Source organism: Pseudomonas sp. 008, from assembly GCF_016861935.1.
GTDB lineage: Bacteria > Pseudomonadota > Gammaproteobacteria > Pseudomonadales > Pseudomonadaceae > Aquipseudomonas.
Map to the genome: position 1 here is coordinate 15,508 of NZ_BOMA01000011.1, position 20,314 is coordinate 35,821.

The window sequence follows — 20,314 nt, forward strand, 5'->3', positions numbered from 1 at the left end:
CCTGATGCATCTGCGCCGCCATGGCCGTCTGCTTCACCTGTTGCAGCAATTGAGCGCCCGTCAGCTGGCCGTCAAACTCGGCGCGCAGCACTTGAGTGTTGACGAAGAAGCCGATCAGACGCTCGGTTTCCAGCCTATTACGGTTGGCAATCGGCACGCCGACGCGGATATCGGCCTGGCCGCTGTAGCGATGCAGCAAGGTCTGGAACGAGCCGAGCAACAGCATGAACAGCGTGACGTTTTCGCGCCGGGCCAAGGCCTTCAGGGCATTGCTCAGGGATTCGTCGAGGGTGATCGGCAGACGCGCGCCACGGAAACTTTGCTGCGCCGGGCGCGGATGATCCAATGGCAGCTCCAGCAGCGGCTGTTCGCTGCCCAGTTTTTCGCGCCAGTAGGCCAACTGCCGATCCCGTTCGCCGGCGGCCATCCACTGACGCTGCCACACCGCGTAGTCGGCGTACTGCACCGGCAATGGCGGCAGTTCGGCCGGCCGGCCCTGGCTGATCGCCGCATACAGGGCCATCAAATCGTCGATCATCACCTGCAACGACCAGGCGTCGGAGACGATGTGGTGCAGGGTCAGAATCAGCACGTGATCCTGCTCGCCCACCTGCAGCAGAACGAAGCGCACCAACGAGCCGTCGAGTACATCGAACGGACGTTGCGTCTCCTGTTCAACGAAGGCCTTGATGCTCGCTTCATCGCTGGCAGCCAGACGTTGCTCGACAAAACTGATGCGGCCTTGCGGGCGGATCACCTGCCAGGTGCGGCCATCTTCCTCGACGAATGCCGTGCGCAAACTTTCGTGGCGCTCCACCAATGCCTGGAAGCTGCATTGCAGGGCGTTTTTGTCCAGCGCGCCGCGCATCCGCAGCGCGGTCGGGATGTTGTAGGCGGCGCTGTCGGGGTCCATTTTCCACAGGAACCATTGGCGCTCCTGGGCAAAGGACAGCGCCAGCGGTTGGTCACGGTCGACCCGGGTCATCGGCGGTGACTGTTCGCCCGGTTCGGCGCCCAATGCCTGGACGAAATCCTCCAGGGTGCTGTGCTCGAACAGGCTGCGCAACGGCACCTGGATGTCCAGCACCCGCCGCACCCGGGACACCACTTGGGTCACCAACAGGGAGTGCCCGCCCAGCTCGAAGAAGTTGTCGGTCAGGCCCACGCGGTCCAGCTTCAGTACGTCCTGCCAGATGGCGGCGACTTGCTGTTGCCGCTCGCTCTGTGGGGCGACATAACGCGCCTGTAACTGGCTCGCGTCCACCGCTGGCAACGCCTTGCGATTGAGTTTGCCGTTAGGTGTCAGCGGCAGGTTGGCGAGGAACAGCAGATGCGCCGGGACCATGAATTCCGGCAGGCATTCCTTGAGCCGAGCCTTGAGTTCATCGCGCAGGCGCAGTTGCTCGTCGGCGGCATCGAGGTCCAGTTGCGGCGCGACCACATAGGCCACCAGTTGCTGGCTGCCCAGGGCTTCCTGCGCCAGCACCGCCACTTCGCGGACCGCTGGCTGCTCCAGCAAGCGCGCTTCGATTTCACCCAGTTCGATGCGGAAACCGCGGATCTTCACTTGATGGTCGATACGCCCCATGTATTCGAGCACGCCGTCATGACGATGGCGTGCCAGATCGCCGGTACGGTACAGCCGCGCGCCGTTGCCGAACGGGTCGGGCAGGAAGCGCTCGGCGGTCATTGCCGCTCGGTCGTGATACCCACGGGCCAGGCCGTCGCCGCCGATCAGCAGTTCGCCAATCGAGCCCGCCGGGTTCGGTGCCAGGTCATCACCCAAAATGTACAGCGTGGTGTTGGCAATCGGTTTGCCCAGGTACGGCTGGCGCTGCTCGCGGGTCAGCTGCCAGGCCGCCGACCAGATGGTGGTTTCGGTCGGGCCATAAAGGTTCCAGACCTGCCCCGCCAGGCCGAGCATGCGCTGGGCCAGGTCATCGGCCAGCGCTTCACCGCCGCAGAGGAATTTACAGCCCTGGAGGGTGGGCGCCTGTTCATGGTCGAGCAGCATGCGCCAGGTCGACGGCGTGGCTTGCACCACCGTGACTTGCTGCTGCCGGATCATCTCCAGCAGCGCTTGCGGATCCTGGGCTGTGTGCTTGTCCACCAGCACCACGCGGGCACCGCTGAGCAGCGGGCCGTAGATTTCCAGGCCGAAAATATCGAACGAGAACGTGGTCAGCGACAGCATGCGGTCCCGGGCTTCAATGCCCGGCGCCTTGACCATGCTCACCACGAAGTTCACCAGCGCCTGATGGCGCACCATCACCCCTTTGGGCTTGCCGGTGGAACCGGAGGTGTAAATCGCATACGCCAGGTGTTCACCGCTGAGCGCTACCTGCGGATCGGCTTCGCTGTAACAGCGAGCGTGTTCGCCTTGCGGGTCGAGCAACAGGGTCTGCACGCCGGCCGGAATCGGCAGTTGCCCGGTCAAATGCGCCTGGGTCAGCAGCAGTTGCAAACCGCTGTCCTCGATCATGTGCGCCAGACGGTCTTCAGGGTATTGCGGGTCCAGCGGCACATAGGCACCGCCCGCCTTGAGAATCGCCAACAGCCCGATCAGCATTTCCAGGCTGCGGTCGATGGCGATACCGACCAACTGATCCGGGCCGACGCCCCGTTCGATCAGCCGATGGGCCAACTGGTTGGCCTGGCGATTGAGTTGTGCATAACTCAGGGATTGCCCGTCGAACACCAGCGCCGTGGCCTCTGGCGTGCGCATCGCCTGGGCTTCGATCAATTGATGAATGCAACGGTCGGTCGGGTATTCGGCGGCGCTGCGGTTCCAGTCGACCAGCACCTGCTGCTGTTCGGTTTCGTCGAGCAGCGCCAGTTGGCCCACCCGTTGCTGCGGATCGGCAACCAGGCTGCCGAGCAGGTTTTGCCAATGCCGTGCCAGACGCTCGATGGTCGCGCCGTCAAACAGGTCGGTGGCATAGGTCAGCTGTGCGCCGAGGCCCTCGGGGCCGTCGAAGGTTTCCAGGGTCAGGTCGAATTGCGCGGTGCGCGAGGGCTGATGCAAGTGGCGGATCGTCAGCGCCGACTCGCCCGTGCCCTGGCGGCTTTGGCTGGCGCCGGTGCTCTGATGGTTGTACATGACCTGGAACAGCGGGCTGTAGCTCAGGCTGCGTTCCGGCTGCAAGGCCTCGACCAGTTGTTCGAAAGGCAGGTCCTGATGGGCCTGGGCGGCCATCGCGGTCTGCTTGACCCGGGCCAGCAGCGTGCTGAACGTGGCCTGAGCGTCGAACTCGGTCTTGAGCACCTGGGTGTTGACGAAGAAGCCGATCAGCCGCTCGGTCTCGACCCGGTTGCGGTTAGCGGTGGGCACGCCGACGCGAATCTCGGCCTGGCCACTGTAGCGATGCAACAAGGTCTGGAACGACGCCAGCAACAGCATGAACAGGGTGACGTTTTCGCTTTTGGCCAAGGCCCTCAGGCGCTCGCCCAGTGCTGGCGGCAATGCCAGCTCATGACGGGCGCCACGCAGGCTCTGCACCGCCGGACGCGGGTAATCGGTGGGCAACTCCAGCACCGGATGTTCGCTGCCCAAGTGCGCCTGCCAGTAGTCCAGTTGCCGCTCGCGCTCCCCGGCTTCCATCCAGTGCCGTTGCCAGATGCCATAGTCGGCGTACTGGATCGACAGTGGCGGCAAATCGAGTTCATGGCCCTGGCGGTAGGCGCCGTACAGTTGCAGCAGTTCATCGACCATGACCCGCATCGACGCGCCATCCGAGGCGATGTGGTGCTGGGTCAGGGTCAGCACGTGCTCCTGCGCGCCAAGGCGCAGCAGGCTGACGCGCAACAGCGGCCCGTTGATCAGGTCGAACGGTTGCCCGGTCTGTTCGGCAACGAACGCTTGAATCTGTGCCTCTGGCGACAGGGCATCGGGGCGTTCATCCAGTTCATGCACGGCGACGGTCAGGTTCATGTGCGGATGAATCACCTGCACCGCTTGCTCATCCTGCTGCCGGAACGTGGTGCGCAGGCTTTGATGACGGGCAATCAGCGCATTGAAACCACGTTCGAGCGCCGCGATGTCAAGCTCGCCCTGCAAGTGCATGGCACTGGGGATGTTGTAGGCGGCGCTGTCGGGGTCCATCTGCCAGAGGAACCACTGGCGCTCCTGAGCAAAAGACAGCGGCACCGGATCGAACTGCGACTGGGTTTCGGGAATCGGCAGGTTCGCCGGTGAAACGCCCTCCTCGAGCATCTTCTGCAGATAGACCCTGCGCTTGTCGAGCGGCAAAGTAATGAAGCGCCGGGCGATCTTCAAAGCGACATTGGTATCCATCAAGCTTCCTCCATTTCGTCAAGCAGGGCGTCCAGCTTGCTCAGTTTCAACGTATCGACCTGCTCACCTGCGGTTGCCAGACTGCTGACGAAATCCGTGAGTACGGGGTGTTGAAAAATCAGTTGTGGGGTCAGTTTCAAGCCCAGTTCCAGTTGCAGGCGTGAAACCACATTGACGGCCAGCAACGAGTGGCCGCCCAGTTCGAAAAAGTGATCCAGCAGGCCGACACGTTCGACTTGCAGTACGTGCTGCCAGATCGCCGCAACCTGCCGCTCCCGCTCGCTCTGCGGGGCGACATACCGGCCCTGCAAATGGCTGGTTTCCAGCGTTGGCAACGCCTTGCGGTCGAGCTTGCCGTTGGGCGTCAGCGGCAATTGTTCGAGGAATAGCAGGTGCGCCGGGACCATGAATTCCGGCAAAGACTCCCTGAGCCGTGCCTTGAGTTCATCGCGTAGGGACTGCTGATCATCGAGCTCCAGTGGTGAAGCGACCACGTAGGCCACCAGTTGCTGATTGCCCAAGGCTTCCTGCGCCAACACCGCCACTTCGCGGACCGCTGGCTGCTCCAGCAGGCGCGCTTCGATTTCACCCAGCTCGATGCGGAAGCCGCGAATCTTCACTTGATGATCGATTCGGCCTCGGTACTCGAGCACGCCATCGGCCTGATAGCGGGTCAAATCGCCGGTGCGGTACAGGCGCTCGCCGTTGCTGGCGAACGGATTCGGCACGTACTTCTCGGCGGTCATGCCCGGCCGCCCCAGGTAACCCCGGGTGATGCCGGCACCGGCCAGGTACAGCTCGGCCGATACGCCCTGCGGCACCGGTTGCAGATCGGCATCCAGCAAATAGCTGGTGGTGTGTTTGAGCGGGCGACCAATGTTCGCCGTGCCACCCGCTTCGCGACGGGTCCAGGTGGAATAGGTGGTGTCTTCCGACGGGCCGTAGAGGTCGTAGACATGCTCAACGGTCGGCTGCCTATAAAGCGCGTCGACCAGCGACTGCTTCAGCAGCTCACCGGCCAGATTGATGATGCGCACGCTCGGCGGGATCTGCCCGTCGCGCTGCAACGCATTGATCGCCGAAGGCACGGTGTTGATCAGACGCACTTGATCGCGGGCCGGCAGTTGCGGCAGCTCCAGGGCGTTGCGGGCGATGATCACCGAACCGCCGTTGGCCAGGGTGACAAACAGCTCCCATACCGACAGGTCGAAACACACCGAGGTCGAGGCCAGCACACCCTGAATGTCGTCGCGGCTGTAGACCGATTGCGACCAGTCGATCAACGCCAGCACGTTGCGATGGGCGATAGCCACCCCTTTGGGCTTGCCGGTGGAGCCCGAGGTGTAGATCACGTAGGCCAGGTTATCCGGCATGACGCCGGTCACCGGTGCGCTGCTCGGGTAAGCAGCCAGCCATGGCTCGGCGCTGTCCATCAACAACACTTGTGTCTCGGCAGCGATGCTCAATGTTGCCGCAACAGCCTGCTCGGTCAGCAGCACCAACGCGCGGCTGTCGTCGAGCATGTAGGCCACGCGGTCGGCCGGATAATCCGGGTCCAACGGCACATAGGCGCCGCCGGCCTTGAGCACCGCCAGCAGCGCCACCAACAGACTGTCGGAACGTTGCATCGCCACGCCGACCCGCACTTCCGGGCCCACGCCCAACTCGATCAGCTTGTGGGCGAGTTGGTTGGCGCGGCTGTCGAGTTCGGCGTAAGTCAGTTGCTTGGCCGCGAAGGTCACCGCCAGCGCATCCGGCATGGCCGCGACCTGCCTGGCGATCAGCTCATGGATGCACAGATCATCGGCGAAACCTTCGTCAGCAGGGTTCCAGTCCAGCAACACTTGTTGCTGCTCTGTTTCATCCAGCAGCACCAACTCGCCGAGACAGCGTTCACCGGCGTCGATCATCTGGCTCAACAGGTGCTGCAAATGAGCCGCCAGTCGCGTCACTGTCGCCTGCGCAAAACTGCCGCGCTGATAGCTGAAGTGCAGCGACAGTTGCGCGTCGAGGCTCACCAGCAGGGTCAGCGGATAATTGGTTTGCTCGCGGCTGGCCACCGGACCAAAGCGCAGCCCTTGCGGGGCTCCCTGCTCAAGGGCCTGGGCGATCGGGTAGTTCTCGAACACCAGAATGTTGTCGAACAGCGCTTCACCGCCCTGCCCGGCCCAGCGTTGAATATCGAACAGCGCGGTGTGTTCGAACTCGCGCAAGGCCAGGTTTTGCCCTTGCACCGCTTGCAGCCAGCTCGTGAGCGATTGCTCGGCCCGTGGGCTGGCGATCACCGGCAAGGTGTTGATGAACAGCCCGATCTGCTGCTCGACACCCGGCAAGTCCGCCGGACGACCAGCGACCGTCGCGCCGAAGGCCACAGTGGTTTTGCCGGTGTAGCGTTGCAGCAACAGCAACCAGGCCGCCTGCACCAGCGTATTGACGGTGACTTTCGCGGCCCGGGCGAATTCGCCCAGACGCAGGGTTTGATCGGCCTCCAGCACCTGGAAGTGATCGCCGTAACCTTGGGTTTCGGTAGACGCTTGCGGCACTGCGACGGTCTGGGCCAGGCGCGTCGGCTCTTCCAGCGCCAGCAGCGCCGGGGTCCAGAACGCTTCGCTGGCCGCCGCGTCCTGGCGTTGCAGCCAGGCGATGTAATCGCGGTAACGTCCGCTGTGAGCTCCGTTGAACTGGCCGCTGTAACGCTGCAGCACTTCGCCGAGCAACTGCGAATTGCTCCAGCCGTCCATCAGGATGTGATGGTTGGTGTAGATCAGGTGATGACGGTGGTCGTCGATGCGCGCAATCACCAGCCGCAACAAGGTCGGTGCGCTCAAGTTGAGGGCTTGGCGTTCCGTGTCGGCGAGCGTCTGCAAGGCCTGATCGCGCTGCGGATGGGCGCGTAAATCATGCAGGCTGTAAGGCATCTGCGCGTGTTTGCTGACCACCTGCACCGGGTTTTCCAGTTCGCCCTGCCAGACAAAGCGTGTGCGCAGAATGTCGTGGGACTCCACCGCCGCTTGCCAGGCCTGATGGAAACGCTCGGGGTCGAGCCCTTCCACGTCCAGGCGAATCTGGTTGATGTAATCGCCGGTGGTTTCCTGGTACACGGCATGGAACAACATGCCCTGCTGCATCGGCGACAGCGGATAGAGGTCTTCGATCGATTGCGGTGCCAGCGGCAAGCCGTCCAGTTGGGCCTGGCTCAAGCGCGCCAGCGGGAAGTCCGACGGAGTAACGCCGTGCTGCCCGGCCTGACAGCAATGGGCGATCAGTGCTTGCAGTTCCTGGGCGTAATCGTCGGCCAGCGCCTGAATGGTCGACTCATTGAACCGTTCGCGGCTGAAGGTCCAGCCCAGGTTCAGTTCACCGCCATACACCTGGCCATTGAGGGCCAACTGATTGGCCAATGGCGCCCGGGCGTCCAGTTCATCACCGGCCGCGTCACTGCACGGTACGAACAAGGCGCCGTCGGCTTCGGTGAAGCTGCCGTCGAACTGGCCCAGGTAATTGAAGGTCATGCACGGCACCGGCAATTGGCTGAGGACTTTGCGTGCAGCGTCATCCCCCAGATGGGCCAGCGCACCAAAACCGAGGCCCTTGTTCGGGATCGCGCGCAGCTGTTCCTTGATCTGTTTCAGCGAGCCACCGAGGTCAGCGACCGGCGTCAGTTTGGCCGGGCACAGGCTGGTGAACCAGCCGACGGTGCGGGTCAGGTCAACGCCGTCGAACAACTCTTCACGGCCATGACCTTCGAGCTGGATCAACGCGCTGTCGGTCCCGGTCCAGCACACCATCACGCGGGCCAGAGCGGTCAGCAGCAGGTCGTTGACCTGCGTGCGATACGCCGCCGGGGCGTCTTGCAGCAGTTGCCGGGTCATTTCCTTGTTCAGTCGCGTGCGCACTGTCAGTGCATGCTTGTTCTGCTGCCCGCCCTCGGGATTGTCCACCGGCAACGCCACGTCGGCGCCATGCAACTGCTGTTGCCACCAGGCCAGTTCGCTGCGCAATTCAGCACTGCGGGCGTAGGTTTGCAGGTGCTCGGCCCAGACCTTGGCCGCACTGGTTTTGGCCGGCAATTGCAGGGGCTCGCCGCTCAACAGTTGACGGTAAGCGGTTTGCAGATCGTCAAACAGAATCCGCCACGACACGCCGTCCACCACCAGATGGTGGATCGCCAGCAACAGGCGCTGAGTACCGTCATCGAGGTTCGCCAGCACCGCACGCAGCAGCGGCCCGTGTTGCAGGTTCAAGCTGCGTTGCGCTTCATTGGCCACCGCTTCCAGTGCCGTGGCGTCGGCGACGTCAACCGCCCAGAGCAACGCCTCGGTCTGGCTGCCCAGCGCACGGTACTGTGCCTGCCAGCCGTCCGCCTGTTCGACGAAGCTCAAGCGCAAGCCATCGTGGTGAGTAACCAGTGCGCCCAACGCCTGCTCAAGTAGCGCAGCGTCGAGGGTTTGCGTCGGCTTGAGCATCACCGCCTGATTCCAGTGCTGACGCTCGGGGATGGCCTGCTCGAAGAACGCCTGTTGCACCGGCAACAACGCCAGTTCGCCGGTCACCGGCCCTTGATCGATGACCTGAGCCTGTTCACCCAACCGCGCCACCGTGGCCAGTGCCTGGATGGTCTGGTGCTGGAACAGGTCTTTTGGCGTGAAGCGGATGCCGGCCTGACGGGCGCGGCTGACCACTTGAATCGAGATGATCGAATCGCCACCCAGTTCGAAAAAGTTGTCACTCAAACCGACCTGATCGAGTTTCAGCACGTCTTGCCAGATCGTCGCCAGTTGCTGCTCCAGTGCGCTTTGCGGCGCCACATAGGCTTGCTGCAATTGGCTGATGTCCGGCTTGGGCAGGTTCTTGCGGTCGAGTTTGCCGTTGGGAGTCAGCGGGAGGCGCTCAAGCAGCAGCAAATACGCCGGGACCATGTGCGCCGGCAGCGCGACTTTAAGTTGCTCGCGCAAGCTGTCGGCGAAATCAGCCTGTTCGGCATTGAGCGCATCGGCGACCACATAAGCCACCAGGCGCTTGCCGCTGCCGGCGGTGCCTTCCTGGGCAACCACCACGGCTTCGCGTACCCCATCGAGGGTTTGCAGGCGCGCTTCGATTTCCCCCAGCTCAATGCGGAAACCGCGAATCTTCACCTGATTGTCGATGCGATCCAGGTAATCGAACGTGCCATCGGCACGCTGCCGCACCAGGTCGCCGGTGCGGTACAGCAAGCCACCGACCGCGCTGAACGGATCGGCAACAAACCGCTCAGCCGTCAGGCCCGGACGGTTCAGATAACCCCGGGCCAGGCCGGTGCCGCCCAGGTACAGTTCACCGGCCATGCCTTGGGGCAGCAGGTTCAGGTCGGTGTCCAGCACATAAGCACTGCGGTCACCGATGCGACTGCCGATCGGCGCGTAGGCCGCGCCGCACTGCACGTCGCGCCCGGCCTTCCAGATCAGCGGCGTGACCACGGTTTCGGTCGGGCCGTAGCCGTTGATGATGTAGTCCGGATCGAGCGCGCGCTTGACCCGTTCGAAACTGGCGTTGGGCACGGCATCACCGCCGAAGCAGTAGATCCGCACCTTCGGCGGGTGGCCTTCACGTTCGGCGTGTTCGGCCAGTTGTTGCAGGTAGACCGGCGGGAACGCCACCACCGTCACGCCGTGTTCGCGCATGGCGTTGTAGGTCTGTTCCGGGGTCCACAGGCTGTCGTCGCGAATCAGCAGCGAAGCGCCGTGGGTCAGGCTGGTCAGCCAACGCTCATGGGCGCCGTCGAAAGCGAAGGACATGAAGTGGAATTCGCAGTCGCTGTCACGCATTTCATAGCGTTCGCCGATGGCCTGGCAATGCATCGCCAGCGGGCCATGGGCGACGCTCACGCCTTTGGGGTTACCGGTGGAGCCGGAGGTGTAAATGACGTAAGCGAGGTTCTGCGGATCGAGCGGCACCTTGGGCGCGGTAAGGGATTGGCTGCGCAGATCGAGACGGTCGAGCTCCAGTACCGGGATCGCATCATCCACCGGCAACTGCGCAGAAACCGACGAATCGGTGATCAACAACGCCAGCCCCGAATCCTCGATCAGATAAGCCAGACGCTCGCGCGGGTAACTGGTGTCCAGCGGCACGTAGGCACCGCCGGCCTTGAGCACCGCCAGCAGCGCGACGATCACCCCTTCACTGCGCGGCAAGGCCACGCCGACCCGGCTTTCCGGGCCGACACCCCGCGCGATCAGGGCGTGGGCCAATTGATTAGCGCGTTGGTCGATGTCGCCATAGCTGAACCGCTGGCCGGCGAAGATCACTGCTGTGCGCTCGGGGCGCTGGGCGGCGAGTTCGGCGATGCGCTGGTGCACGGCGACATTCACCGGGTACGGCTGCGGCTGATTATCGGCCTGTTGCTGCGCCCGTTCGGCGGCGCTGGCCAGGGCAATTTCACCAAGATTGCGTTCGGCCGACTCGGCGAACTGCTCCAGCAGTTGCAGCAGGTGCGCACCGATGCGTTCGATCGCCGGCGTTGAGAAATGCGCCCGGTCGAAGCTGTAATGCAGCGCCAGGGTCTGGCCCAATGTCACGGCGACGCTCAACGGATAATGGGTTTGCTCAAGGTTGGCGACGTCGCCGAACACCACGCCTTGCTCCGCGCCCTGTTGCAGCGCCTGGGCAATCGGGTAGTTCTCGAACACCAGAATGTTGTCGAACAGCGCTTCGCCACCCTGCCCGGCCCAGCGTTGAATGTCCGCCAGCGGCGTGTGTTCGAACTCGCGCAGGCTGAGGTTTTGCGCCTGTACCGCTTGCAACCAGTGGCCGACGCTTTGGTCCGGACGCGGCGCGCCGATCACCGGCAAGGTATTGATGAACAAGCCGACCGCTTGCTCGATGCCGGGCAAGTCTGCCGGACGCCCGGCCACCGTGGCGCCGAACGCCACGGTTTGGTGACCGGTGTAGCGTTGCAACAACAGCAGCCACGCGGCTTGCACCAGGGTGTTGAGGGTGACTTTCTGTTGCCGGGCAAAAGTTTCAAGGTGTTGGGTGCGACTGACGTCCAGGGTCTGGAAATGGTCGCCATGCCCGCTCAGGCTTTCGTTGCCGGACAGCACCCGCGCCAGTCGGGTCGGCTCTTGCAAGGAGGCCAATGGCTCGCGCCAGAAATCCTGGCTCAGTTGTATATCCTGACGCTGCAACCAAGCGATGTAATCGCGATAGCGCCCGCCGGTAGCTATCGGTGGGCGACCGCTGTAACGCTGCAAGACTTCGCCGAGCAACTGCGAGTTGCTCCAGCCGTCCATCAGGATGTGGTGATGGGTGTAAATCAGCTGCCAGCTATCGTCTGCGGTGTGCACCAGCACCAGTCGCAGCAATGGCGCCTGGCTCAGGTCGAATCCTTGTTGGCGCTCGGCATTGGCCAGTTCATTCAAGGCCTGAAGCTGATCGTCACGCTCACGCCAGTCGAGCACGGTGAACGGCAACTGCACCTGCTTGTGCACGATCTGCACCGGCTGTTCCAGTTCGCCTTGCCAGACAAAACCTGTGCGCAAGATGTCCTGTGCATCGACCGTGGCCTGCCAGGCGGCGCGGAAACGCTCCGGTTCGAGGCCTTGCACCTCCACTCGCAACTGATTGATGTATTCACCCGCCGCCTGCTCGTACAGGGTATGGAACAACAGCCCCTGCTGCATCGGCGACAGCGGATAGAGGTCGTCGAGTTGGCCGATGGCCACCGGCAATGCATCGAGTTGTGCCTGGGTGATGCGCGCCAGCGGGAAGTCCGACGGCGTGGCCTGTGGCGCTTCGAGGGTGCAGCAATGCTCGATCAACGCATTGAGTTCTGCGGCGTATTGATCGACCAGCTGCTGGATGGTCACGGTGTCGAACATCTCGCGGCTGAAGCCCCAGCTCATCGACAGCTCGCCGCCATACACCTGGCCTTCGACCGTCAGCCAGTTGGCCAACGGCGCCGACGGATCCTGGGCCACACCGCTGCCTTCGCTGGACGGCACAAACAACGCCGCTTCGTCGAACTGACGGTCGAACTGCCCCAGGTAGTTGAAGGTGATGCGCGGTTGCGGCATGGCTGTCAGTGCGGCGCCAACCTGCGAGTCGCCCAGATAGCGCAGCACGCCGTAGCCCAGTCCTTTGTCCGGCACCGCGCGCAGTTGCTCCTTGACCGTTTTGATCGATGCGCCGAGGTCGCCGGACGGGCTCAGGTTGACCGGGAACAGACTGGTGAACCAGCCGACAGTGCGGGTCAAATCGATATCGTCGAACAGGTCTTCACGGCCGTGGCCTTCGAGCTGGATCAGCGTGCTGCCCTGCCCGCTCCAGCGGCACACGGCCCGCGCCAATGCGGTCAGCAGCAGATCATTGACCTGAGTGCGATACGCCGCCGGCGCCTGTTGCAGCAGTTTGCGGGTTTGTTCGGCATCGAAGGTCAGTTCGACTTTCTGCTCGAAACGGTTTTGCAGTGCACCGTCTGGGCGGTCGCACGGCAAGTCGGTTTGCGGCGCATCGCGCAGTTGCGCCTGCCAATAATCGACACTGTTGTGGAACGTTGGCAGGTGGTTTTGTAGACGCGCCACCCAGCGCTGGTATGAACTGGTTTTCACCGCCGTCGTCAGCGTCGAGCCGTCGCGTGCCTGGCGATAGAACTGCTGCAGATCTTCCAGCAATACCCGCCACGACACACCGTCCACCGCCAAGTGGTGAATCACCAGCAGCAGCCGCTGAGTGCCATCGGCCATCTGCACCGACAACGCTCGCAGCAACGGGCCGTTGCCCAGATCAAGACTGCGCTGGGCTTCGTCGCACAACGCATTCAGCTCTTCGAGCGATTGCGCCGAGCGTTGCCACAGCACCGACTCAACAGACGCTGCGCCATAGGCCTGCTGCCAACCGGCGTCGGTCTGTTGATAACGCAGACGCAACCCATCGTGATGCTGGAGCAACTGCACCAACGCCTGATCCAGCGCCCCGGCATCCAGCGCTTCGCGCGGCACCAGCAGCAGCGACTGGTTCCAGTGATGACGCTCAGGGATGGCTTGCTCGAAGAACCAGTGCTGCACCGGCGCCAAGGCCACCGCGCCAACAACCGGACCTTGATCGATCAGCGTCTGTTCGCCGCTGCGGGCCACTTGCGCCAGGCTGCGGATAGTCTGGTACTGGAACAGGTCTTTGGGGCTCAACAGGATGCCCGCCTGACGCGCGCGGCTGACCACTTGCATCGACACAATGGAGTCGCCGCCCAGTTCGAAGAAGTTGTCTTCCAGGCCGATGTTGTCGATGGCCAGAACGTCCTGCCAGATCGCCGCCAGCGACTTTTCCAGCGCCGTGCGTGGCGCCACGTGTTCACGTTGCTGCTGAGTGCCGTCGACCGCAGGCAAGGCCTTGCGGTCGAGCTTGCCGTTGGGGGTCAACGGCAATTGTTCGAGGAACAGCAGATACGCCGGGACCATGTAGTCCGGCAAGTGTTGGCGCAGCGCGGCTTTCAGGGTTTCGCGCAGGTTCGCTTGAGCATCGGCATTGTCCGCCAACACCACGGCATCGGTCGGCACGATGTAGGCGACCAGTTGCTGACCACTGGCGCCGTCCTGGGCCAGCACCGCCAGTTCGCGTACCGCGTCCTGCTGCAACAGCCGCGCTTCGATTTCACCCAGTTCGATCCGGAAGCCACGAACCTTGACCTGATGGTCGATGCGACCGACGTATTGCAGCGCGCCGTCGACCTGATAGCGGGTCAAATCACCGGTGCGATACAGACGCTCGCCGTTGCTGGCAAACGGGTTCGGCACGTACTTCTCGGCAGTCATGCCCGGTCGCGCCAAGTAACCCCGGGTGATGCCCGCGCCGGCCAGGTACAACTCGGCCGATACGCCCTGCGGCACCGGTTGCAGATCGGCATCGAGCAAATAGCTGGCGGTATGTTTGAGCGGTCGGCCGATGTTGGCCGTGCCACCCGCCGCGCGGCGGGTCCAGGTGGAATAGGTGGTGTCTTCCGATGGACCGTAGAGGTCGTAGACGTGCTCGATGGTCGGCTGCTGATACAACGCCTCCACCAGGCTCTGCTTCAGCGGTTCACCGGCCAGATTGATGATGCGCACGCTCGGCGGGATCTGCCCGTCGCGCTGCAACGCATTGATCGCCGAAGGCACGGTGTTGATCAGACGCACTTGATCGCGGGCCGGCAGTTGCGGCAGCTCCAGGGCGTTGCGGGCGATGATCACCGAACCGCCGTTGGCCAGAGTGACAAACAGCTCCCATACCGACAGGTCGAAACACACCGAGGTCGAGGCCAGCACACCTTGAATGTCGTCGCGGCTGTACACCGATTGCGACCAGTCGATCAGCGCCAGCACGTTGCGATGGGCGATGGCCACACCTTTGGGTTTGCCGGTGGAACCGGAGGTGTAGATCACATAGGCGAGGTTATCCGGCGTGACGCCGGTCACCGGTGCGCTGCTTGGGTAAGTGGCCAGCCATGGCTCGGCGTTGTCCATCAACAGCACTTGAGTGCCCGCCATTACGCTCAATGTTTCAGCAACAGCCTGCTCGGTCAGCAGCACCAAAGCGCGGCTGTCTTCGAGCATGTAGGCCACGCGGTCGGCCGGGTAATCCGGGTCCAGCGGCACATAGGCGCCGCCGGCCTTGAGTACCGCGAGCAGCGCTACCAACAGGCTGTCGGAACGCTGCATCGCCACGCCGACCCGCACTTCCGGACCCACACCCAACTCGATCAGCTTGTGGGCGAGGTGGTTGGCGCAGCTGTCGAGCTCGGCGTAAGTCAGTTGCTTGGCCGCGAAGGTCACCGCAAGCGCGTCCGGCATGGCCGCGACCTGCCTGGCGATCAGCTCATGAATGCACAGATCATCGGCGAAACCTTCGTCAGCGCGGTTCCAATCATGGACGATGCGCTGGTATTCCTCGGCTTCAAGCAACGGCAAATCGCTGATGCGCTGCTGGCTGTCGTTGACCATGCCGTGCAGCAAATGGGTCCAGTGCCGCGCCATGCGCTCGATGGTCGGCGCATCGAACAGGTCATTGGCATAGGTCAGCGCGGCGTGCAGTGTGCCGGCCTTTTCATAGGTGTCCAGGGTCAGGTCGAATTGGGTGGTGCGCCCTTCCCATTCGATCACGCCCAGCTCCAGGCCCGAGGCGGTGGTCACCGTGGAAATGTCCGCCACCTGCGGTTGATGGTTGTACATCACCTGGAACAACGGCGTGTGGCTGAGGCTGCGCTCCAGCTTTAGCGCTTCCACCAGCCGCTCGAATGGCAAGTCCTGATGGGCCTGGGCGCCGAGGGCGGTTTCCTTGATGTCACGGAGCAAATCCGCCACGCGGGTCTGGCCATCGAGCCGGGTGCGCAGCACTTGGGTGTTGACGAAGAAACCGATCAGGCCTTCGATTTCACCGCGATTGCGGTTGGCGATCGGCACGCCGACGCGAATGTCGGTCTGCCCGGTGTAACGGTGCAGCAACGCGTTGAATGCGCCGAGCAACAGCATGAACAAGGTGATGTTGTGCTTCTGCGCGGTGGCTCGCAGTTGCTCGGCCAGTGGGCCGTCGACGCCGAACTCATAACGCGTGCCGCGATAGCTGGGCATCGCCGGGCGCGGGTGATCGGTAGGCAGCTCCAGCACCGGATGCTCGAAGCCCAATTGGGCTTGCCAGTATTCCAGCTGCCGCGCCTGCTCCCCGGCTTCCAGCCAGCGGCGTTGCCACAAGGCATAGTCGCTGTATTGAATCGGCAACGGCGCGAGCTGCGGTTGCACGCCGGCATCATGGGCGTCGTAGCAGCGGATGAACTCGTCGATCAACACGTTCATCGACCAGCCATCAGAAACGATGTGGTGCAGGGTCAGCAGCAGCACGTGCTCCTGCTCGGCAAGCTTGAGCAGCTTGACCCGCAGCAGCGGCCCGACGGCCAAATCGAACGGCAGCAACGATTGCTGCTGGGCGGCCTCGGCCACGGCCTGCTCGCGCTCAAGGGCCGGCAACACGCTGAAATCGACCTGCTCGATCACCAGCGGCGCACTGGCAGGTGCTTGTTGCAGGGACTCGTCGGCCTGACGCTGGAACACCGTGCGCAAGGTTTCATGACGCGCCACCAGGCTGGTGAACGCTTGCTCCAGGGCCGGCAGGTTCAGTTGCCCAGTCAGGCGCACTGCGCCCGGCAAGTTGTAGGCGCCGCTGTGCGGGTCCAGTTGCCAGAGGAACCACATGCGCTGCTGGGCGTAGGACAGCGCTTGCCGGTCCTCGGCCTCGACCCCTTGCGGAATCGGAAAACGGGCGAAGTCCACGCCCTCCTTGTGCAAGGCCGCAAGGAACATCTGGCGCTTTTCCAGGGGCAACCCGATAAACCGGCGAGCAAGTTTCAAGGAGTCTTCAGCATTCATTTCTTAGCATCCGGATCAGTAGGCAGGAAGCACAAAGGCACGTCGTCCCTATGAAACGAATGCAGACCGGAAAAATTAGCGTTTGAGAACAAGTATCAGGAAGGAAGGTCGAAGCGGCTGGAATCGGCGGTGCGGCGAAGAAATGACGGCCGAACACAGACCTGTGGCGAGGGAGCTTGCTCCCGTTGGGTTGCGAAGCGACCCTAAAACCTGCGACGTCGCTGTGTCAGAAATACCGCATTCGCTGTTTTACGACTGCTGCGCAGCCGAGCGGGAGCAAGCTCCCTCGCCACAGAGATCACCAAACTGAAGCATCGTGTTAACCGACAGCCGCCAAGGCATGCCGCCGATGGTGAGCCTCCAGCTGATCCTTGATCACCCGCAGTACCTTGGCTTCGTGCTCATGAATGAAGAAGTGCCCACCGGCCAGCATGTCCACCGAAAAGCTGCCGTGGGTTTCCTTGCTCCAGCCGATCAGCTGTTCGGTGGTGGCCTTGTCGGCCTTGCCACCCAGCACATGCACCGGGCACTTGAGCAATGGCCGCTGCACCGGCTGAAAACGGCCACACAACAGAAAGTCCGCACGCAGAATCGGCAGCGTCAGGCTCATCAGCTCTTCATTGGCCAGCACCTCTTCGCTGGTGCCATTGAGCGTGCGTAGTTGCTCGATCAACTGCGCATCGGTTTTGGGCTCGGCAAAGCCGCGATCGTAGTCGGCCCGCATCGTCGGCGCCGCCGTTCCCGAGGCAAACAGCGCCACCGGTTCCGGGCAACCCAGCGCACGAAAGGCGTGAGCCAACTCACACGCGAGCAAGGCGCCCAAGCTATGACCAAACAAGGCGTAAGGCGCATTGAGCGTCGAACGCAACTCCCTGGCCAATTGCATCGCCAGCGCGCGCATGTCGGTGTGCAGCGGTTCGCCGAACCGTGCGCCCCGCCCCGGCAGCTCCACCGGTTGCAACAGCAGCCACTGCGGCAACTTGCGCCGCCAGCGGCTGTAGACCATGGCACTGGCGCCAGAATACGGCAGGCACAGCAGGGTCAGCTTGGTCACCACGTTTACCTCAAAAAATCGTCTGTATGGGAAGACGACCCGCCAGCAGCGCAAATTAGTCAGCGTCGGTTAAATCTCCGCTGCAGGTGCTCGTTTCTCTTCAAACCAGAATCAGTTCAAACCAAAACCAGCTCAGACCAAAACCAACAAGAGGCGTCGCCGTGGACCTGCAGACCATCCTGGGCAAACTGTTCGCCAATGCCGGTGCCGTCGGCATCGAAGGGGTTTTTCAATTCGTGTTCGGCCCGCATCAGGCGTACTGGTCCGAGGTCAAGGCCAGCAGCCGCACCGAAGCCGGCCGTCATGCCAGCCCCGACGTGACCATCGAAGTCGCGGAACAGGACTTTCTCGGGATCATGGGCGGCATGGCCAATGTCGAGGAACTGTTCGCCAGCGGCCGCTTGAAAATCGGCGGCAACATGGGCCTGGCGACGATGCTGCCGCAGATCATCGATCACGCCCGCCACGGTGGCGGCGTGGTGGAAAAGGTCGACATGAACAAGCGCTACCCGACCCCGCCGCGTTTCAGCGAAAAGGTCTCCGCCAGCCTGCCGCCCCAACGCTCGGTGGAGCGCCGGCCACGCAGCGAGCTGTCGGTGCTGGAGTTCGAGACTCGCTACCTGCCCCACGGCATTCCGCTGGTGATCAGCGATGCCCTGCAAGACTGGCCCCTGTTCAAGCTCAGCCGCGAAGAATCACTGGTGCATTTCGCCGAACTGCAAGGCATTACCCGTCACGGCGATTACGTGAAGAAAACCTTCTCCACGGAACGGGATTTCCGCTCCACTTCCATGGCCAAGTTCATCGCATCGCTGGATACCCCGGCAGTGAAAAGCGCCGATGGCGAACCTCCGGCGTACATGGGCAATAACATCCTGCCTGCGCAGTTGATGGAGCAGATCAAGTACCCGCCCTACTTCGATCAAGCGCTGTTCATCCCGCCCCGCATCTGGATCGGCCCCAAGGGCACGCTGACACCGCTGCATCGCGACGATACCGACAACCTGTTTGCTCAGGTCTGGGGCCAGAAAACCTTCACCCTCGCCGCCCCCCATCACCGCGAAGCCCTAGGCACCTGGTCGACAGCCCCACGGGGCGGGCTCGACGGTTGTGATTTCAACCCGGATGCGCCGGATTACCAGCGCTTCCCCGGCGCGCAAGACGTGACGTTTCTGCGAGTAACCCTGGAGGCCGGCGACCTGCTGTTTCTGCCCGAAGGCTGGTTCCATCAGGTGGAATCGGTCTCGACATCGTTGTCGGTGAATTTCTGGGTGAATTCGGGAAGAGGCTGGTAATCCCTTATGGGAGCAGCGGGCTATTTCAAATGACGGAAACTCTGCACCGCCGATCCCAACACCACGGCGCCAGCGGCAATCGACACCCAGAACCCGCTGCGCGCCCCGAACGCATCCACCAGCCAGCCGGAACTGGCCGCGCCGAGGGCCACACCGATGCTCAAACCGGTGACCAGCCAGGTCAGGCCTTCGGTGAGTTTGGCCGGCGGCACGATGCGCTCCACCAGCGCCATCGCCACAATCAGGGTCGGAGCGAAGAACAGCCCGGCAACGAACACCGCCAGCGACAAGCCGACAATATTCGCCGCCAGCAGCAACGGCAACGTGGTCACCGCCGTCGCTACCCCGCCATAGAGAAACAGTAACGGCAGCGGCAGTTTCGAGCGTAACGCGCCGAACGCCAACCCGGCCAGGCATGAACCGATGGCATACACTGACAGCACAATACTCGCCGCCGCCGGTTGCCCCTGCTGCGCGGCGAAGGCAACGCTGACCACATCCACCACACCGACAATGGTGCCCATGGCAACCATCAACAGCATCAACAACTGGATCTCGCTCGAGCGGATGATCGAACCCTGATGGTGTTCTTCATGGGGATGCACCGGCGGCTCGGTGCCGCGCTGCAACACAAGCGCCGTGACCCCGATCGCCAGCATCAGCAACGCCGCCAACGGCCCCGCCTCGGGGAACGCCACCACGCATAACCCCACCGACAGCGGCGGCCCGACGATAAAACACACCTCATCCAGCACCGACTCCAGCGCATAGGCGGTTTGCAACTCAGGGCGACCGCGATACAACTCGGTCCAGCGTGCCCGCACCATCGCCGACATGCTCGGCATGCAACCGGCCAGCGCGGCAAACGCAAACAACGTCCAGTGCGGCGCCTGCAAGCGGGTGCAGAGCAACAGCATCAACAGCGCCCCGCCGCCGACCAGCGCCGACACCGGCAAGATCCGGCCTTGCCCAAAACGGTCCACCAGCCGCGAAACCTGCGGCGCACAAAACGCCGTGGCCAGGGCAAAAGTCGCCGCGATGGAGCCCGCCAGGCCATAACCGCCCTGGAGCTGCGAGAGCATGGTGATCAGGCCGATGCCGGTCATGGAAATCGGCATGCGCGCGATCATCCCGGCCAGCACAAAGGCACGTGCGCCTGGGGCGTGGAACAGCTCGCGGTAGGGGTTTGCCATGGGATCGGGCCTCAACAAGGGCCTGCAACTTGCCACAGCGTCGGTCTGCGGGAAAGCGTCGAATTGTAGGTTGAGTGTGAACGCCGGTTCGCCGCCAAATGAACTCT

Annotated in this window: 5 protein-coding genes (1 of these 5 cut by a window edge); 1 reads left to right on the top strand and 4 read right to left on the bottom strand. The window is 63.0% G+C overall.

Annotated elements, in window-relative coordinates:
• The 3 genes from JUI81_RS21325 to JUI81_RS21335 form a co-directional block, all read right to left on the bottom strand.
• Positions 1-4,294, bottom strand: partial view of a non-ribosomal peptide synthase/polyketide synthase gene (locus JUI81_RS21325; RefSeq protein ID WP_204124990.1) — the 5' end (the start) only. The gene continues 9,227 nt to the left of window position 1, outside the view; 4,294 of the gene's 13,521 nt are visible here — the first part of the coding sequence; it begins with the start codon at positions 4,292-4,294; its stop codon lies off the left edge, out of view.
• Complete coding sequence (locus tag JUI81_RS21330; RefSeq protein WP_204124991.1) at positions 4,294-16,665, bottom strand: non-ribosomal peptide synthetase; 12,372 nt, start codon at positions 16,663-16,665, stop codon at positions 4,294-4,296. Before JUI81_RS21330 ends, JUI81_RS21325 begins: the two co-directional genes overlap by 1 nt.
• Before the next feature lie 319 nt (positions 16,666-16,984).
• The gene (locus JUI81_RS21335) at positions 16,985-17,722 is read right to left on the bottom strand and encodes a thioesterase II family protein (protein ID WP_096479830.1); all 738 of its coding nucleotides are present in this window, start codon (positions 17,720-17,722) and stop codon (positions 16,985-16,987) included.
• 158 nt (positions 17,723-17,880) lie between these two features.
• Here JUI81_RS21335 and JUI81_RS21340 point away from each other — a divergent pair, with 158 nt between their 5' ends.
• The gene (locus JUI81_RS21340) at positions 17,881-19,014 is read left to right on the top strand and encodes a cupin-like domain-containing protein (protein WP_096479829.1); all 1,134 of its coding nucleotides are present in this window, start codon (positions 17,881-17,883) and stop codon (positions 19,012-19,014) included.
• Positions 19,015-19,034: 20 nt separating this feature from the next.
• On the opposite strand, the gene JUI81_RS21345 is transcribed toward JUI81_RS21340, so the two are convergent.
• A complete protein-coding gene (locus JUI81_RS21345) occupies positions 19,035-20,207 on the bottom strand; it encodes an MFS transporter (protein WP_096479828.1) in 1,173 nt (390 codons plus the stop codon).
• Positions 20,208-20,314 lie beyond the last annotated feature (107 nt).